General features: G+C 67.1%; 4 protein-coding genes. All 4 read right to left on the reverse strand.

Features of this window, described 5'->3' with window-relative positions; translation table 11 throughout:
* On the reverse strand, positions 1 to 1030 hold a 1030-nt coding region (locus ACK1U9_RS24300), incomplete at its 3' end, for an AI-2E family transporter (protein WP_449110241.1).
* A 12-nt stretch (positions 1031 to 1042) separates the two neighbouring features.
* A complete protein-coding gene (locus ACK1U9_RS24305) occupies positions 1043 to 1837 on the reverse strand; it encodes a DUF4892 domain-containing protein (RefSeq protein WP_046615116.1) in 795 nt (264 codons plus the stop codon).
* A gap of 109 nt (positions 1838 to 1946) precedes the next feature.
* On the reverse strand, positions 1947 to 2801 hold the full coding sequence (locus ACK1U9_RS24310; protein ID WP_153671723.1) for an alpha/beta hydrolase: 855 nt from the start codon (positions 2799 to 2801) through the stop codon (positions 1947 to 1949).
* Positions 2798 to 3586: an alpha/beta fold hydrolase gene (locus tag ACK1U9_RS24315; RefSeq protein ID WP_449110242.1), complete on the reverse strand. Its 789-nt coding sequence runs from the start codon at positions 3584 to 3586 to the stop codon at positions 2798 to 2800. The genes ACK1U9_RS24310 and ACK1U9_RS24315 overlap by 4 nt, the downstream gene beginning before the upstream one ends.
* Positions 3587 to 3876 lie beyond the last annotated feature (290 nt).

Genomic DNA, 3876 nt, shown 5'->3' on the forward strand with positions numbered 1-3876 from the left:
CGGCGTTGCGGCTCCAGTCCAGCAGCAGGCTGTAACCGACCGCCAGCAAGGTCGGCCCGATGAACAGGCCAATGAAGCCAAAGGCAATCAAACCGCCGAACACACCCAGCAGCACGATAACTAACGGCAGGTTGCCGCCACGGCTGATCAGGTACGGCTTGAGCACGTTGTCCACGCCGCTGATGACGAACGTGCCCCAGACCCCCAGGAACACCGCCATGCCGTATTCGCCCTTCCATACCAGCCAGCCGGTGGCAGGGATCCAGGCCAGTGGCGGGCCCATGGGGATCAGGCTGAGCATGAAGGTCACCAGCCCCAGCACGATGGCCCCGGGCACGCCGGCGATCAGGAAGCCGATCAACGCCAGCACGCCCTGCGCGGCGGCCGTACCGATTACCCCGTTGACCACCCGCTGCACCGTACCGGCCACCAACTCCAGGTAATACTCGGCGCGGTCGCCCATCAGGCGGTGCAGCAAGCGCAGGACGAACGCCGACAAGCGCGGGCCGTCGCGGTAGAAGAAGAACACGAACACCAGGCTCAGGGTCAGCTCCAGCACGCCGCTGCCGATCTGCGCGCTGCGCGCCAGCAACCAGTTGCCCACCTGCCCCAGGTACGGCTTGACCGAGGCCAGCAAGGCCGCGCCCTGCTGGTCCAGCGACTGCCACCAGCTGACCAGACGCTCGCCAACCAGCGGGACGCCACCCAGCCACGCCGGAGCATCGGGCAGGCCGTCCACCTGCACGTCACGCACGAACGCCGTCGCATCGCGAATGTGATCGGCCAGGTTGAACCCCAGCCACACCAGCGGCAGCGCCACGATCAGTATCCAGGCAGTGGTCAGAAGGCTGGCCGCCAGGGTTTCGCGCCCGCCCAGCGCACGCGTCAACAAACGCATCAACGGCCAGCTCGCAAAGGCCAGGATGGCCCCCCACAACAGTGCTGAAATGAAAGGTGCCATTACCCACAGACCGGCCCCCAGCAGCGCCAGCAGCAGTATCTGTACCAGCAAGCGGTCATTGTTAGCCATGGTGGTGCTCGTTCAACGGATCAGTTCAAGGTGCAGGCCATCGGTAGGCGCGCTACCGACTTCGAGGCGGCCACCGCGCACCCCTGCCTTGACCAAGGCCTCGCGCCAGGCTTCAGCCTGGGCGCCGCTCAGGCTGGCACGCAGGGTGCTGTCGAGGTTCAGACTGCGGGCCAGCAGGTTCGCCCAGGCGTCTTGCGGCGCGGCCAGGTCAGGGTAGTCGAGCTTGCCCGTGTCGCGCATTTCGCGCAGCACCGTGGCGGCGGTCGGCAGCAGTTCGCCCAGCGGGCTGCCGGCGACGAACTCTTCCACGTGCAGGTAGGCGCGGCGGTTGCCGCGGGTGACGCTGTACAGCGCGACCAGGGTGTCGGCCTGCTCCGCCGAGCGGCGCAGCAGGATGAACGCCTGCTGCTCGTCGCCGCCGTTGAGGCGGGCATTGCCGAACACATCATTGGCCCACAGGCTGGCCTCGCCGCAATCGCGGCCCTGGCACCAGAACAGCGGGTAGCCCCCGTCGCGCTGTAGTGCTTCGCGAGCGCTGGTGAAGGCTTCGCGGGCGGTACGCTCGACCGGCAGTTCGTAGGTTACCGAGCTGACCTGGCCACGACTTTCGACCTTGTCCTCGACCCGCAGGCGGCCGCTGATCTTGCGCAGCGGGCCCATGGGGTAGACACGCTCCTGCTCCACGGCCGGGCGCTGGTCGACCACCTTGGCGTCCACCGGTACCGGCAGGCTGCCGGCCCACAAAACGGGGCTGGCGAGCATCAGGCAGGCAGCGAAGGCATTACGGATGGCAACAGGCGCGCTCATTGGCGAACCAGGCGGCGCTCAGCGCCGAGGTGAAGCTCCAGGATGTCTGGCAGTTGCATGGTTGTCTCCCTGTTCAACCCGCCAAGCCTCGACACTTGTCCGGTGCAAGTCAAGCAAAGCCAAAGAAGCGATTGAAACAGTCTGCGACAAGGGCCGCGCCCTGCTCATCGTTCAGGTGCAGGTGATGGCCACCGGGCAGTGTCACCTGCTCAAAGGGTAGCTGCTCCAGCAACCCGGTGTGGCGCGCCAGCATGCCGTCGGCGGCCACCACCAGGCGCGCCGGGCAATTCACCCGGCGCACATAGGCCATGGCCTGGGCCTCGCTCAGGCGCACTGGCGAAGGCAGGGTCAGGCGGCTATCGCTGCGCCAGCTGTAACCGCCGGGCACCGGCATCAGGCCGCGCTGGGCCAGCAGCTCGGCCGCCTCGCGGCTGACCGCGACCATGCCTTTCATGCGTGCCTGCACGCCCTGCTCCAGGGTCGTGTACACCGACTTGCGCTTGCCATCCAGGCGTAACTGGGCCTGCAGTGCCATGCCCAGCCGCTCACCGGCATCCTGCTCGGCGCCGGTCGGCGGGATGACCCCGTCGATCAGGGCCAGATGGCTGACCCGCTCCGGCAACGCGCCAGCCAGTTGCACCGAAATGATTGCCCCCAGCGAATGGCCCAGCAGGGCGAAACGTTGCCAACCCAGCTGCTCGGCCACCCGCAGCACATCATGGGCGTAGTCGGCCAGGGCATAGCCGGCGCCAAGCGGCCGGTGCTCGGAGTAACCATGCCCGGCCAGGTCCAGGGCGACGATGCGCAAGCCTTTCAGCTGCGGCGCCAGGCGGGCGAAGCTGTTGGCGTTGTCCAGCCAGCCATGCAGGGCGATTACCGGCAGTCCGTCATCAGGGCCGAACAGGTGCGCCGCCAGTTCGATATGGCCCAGGCTCAGGCGGATTTCCTCGACCTGCGCGCTCATGCCTGGCTCCAGCGGTCGAACAGGCCCTTGATCAGGCTGGCGGTGTCGGTTGGCCGCTCCAGCGGGAACATGTGCCCACCCGGCACGCTGTGAAACTCGCCCCTGGGCATGCCGCGCACGGCCAGGGTGTGGTGGCGGCGAATGACGTTGCTGCGCTCGCCGCGGACCATGGCCAGCGGCACCTGCAATTGCCGCGCGGGCGCTGGGCTGGTATGCGGGATGCTGCGGTAGATGCTGATTTCCGTGGCTGGGTCGAAGCGCAACTGCAGCCCCTGCTCCATCGCCTGCAGGCCGTGCTCTATGTAGGCATCGAGGCAATCGGGATCGAAATGGCGGAACAGTGACTTGCCGGCGAAATAGTCCCGGGCACTGTCGCGGTCATTGAAGGTTTCGCGGCGCCCCAGGGTGCGGCCAGCCGGGGTGATACGGTCGATGAAGCCGAAGCGCTTGGCGGTACGCAGCAGCCATTGGTCGGCGCGGGTGAGCACCGGCGAATCGAGCATCACCACGCCGCGGTAGTACTCGGGGCGGCGCAAGGCTGCGTGCAGGTGCAACACCCCGCCCAGCGAATGGCCGACGCCCCATACCGGCTGGTCTTGCCGAGCCAGGTGGTGCAGCAGTTCATCGACCAGGCTCCGCCAGTTGTCGTCCACCGGAAAGCGCGGATCGTGCCCGTGCTGGGCCAGGTGCTGCACCTGGTAGTCCGGTGCCAGAGCGGCGAACAGCTTGCCGTAGGTGGCCGAGGGGAAACCGTTGGCATGGGCGAAGAAGATCTGCTGCGACATGGCGCCGGGTCCGGGTGGGGGATGATGGCCCATTGTCGGTATCGCGGGGCAGTTCGGCAACGTCCGGATAGGTCATCGGCGAGGGCTATCAGGTCAGGCTTGCGGGAGATCGCCCAGCCCTTTGGGCTGCGCTGTCGCGTAGATAACTGAGTTCGCAAGCAATCCGCAAACACTGTGGGAGCGGCTTTAGCCGCGAAGAATCCAACACGGTGCATGGCACCGGCTGCGCCGGTGTTCGCGGCTAAAGCCGCTCCCACAGCTCAAGGCGGGGGCGGTACCTGTCCGCGCAG

The organism is Pseudomonas sp. XP1 (assembly GCF_053557675.1).

Bases quoted from the DNA above. Each gene is read 5' to 3' on its own strand.
- ACK1U9_RS24305 (WP_046615116.1), bottom strand. From the start codon at position 1,837: ATGAGCGCGCCTGTTGCCATCCGTAATGCCTTCGCTGCCTGCCTGATG.
- ACK1U9_RS24310 (WP_153671723.1), bottom strand. From the start codon at position 2,801: ATGAGCGCGCAGGTCGAGGAAATCCGCCTGAGCCTGGGCCATATCGAA.
- ACK1U9_RS24315 (WP_449110242.1), bottom strand. From the start codon at position 3,586: ATGTCGCAGCAGATCTTCTTCGCCCATGCCAACGGTTTCCCCTCGGCC.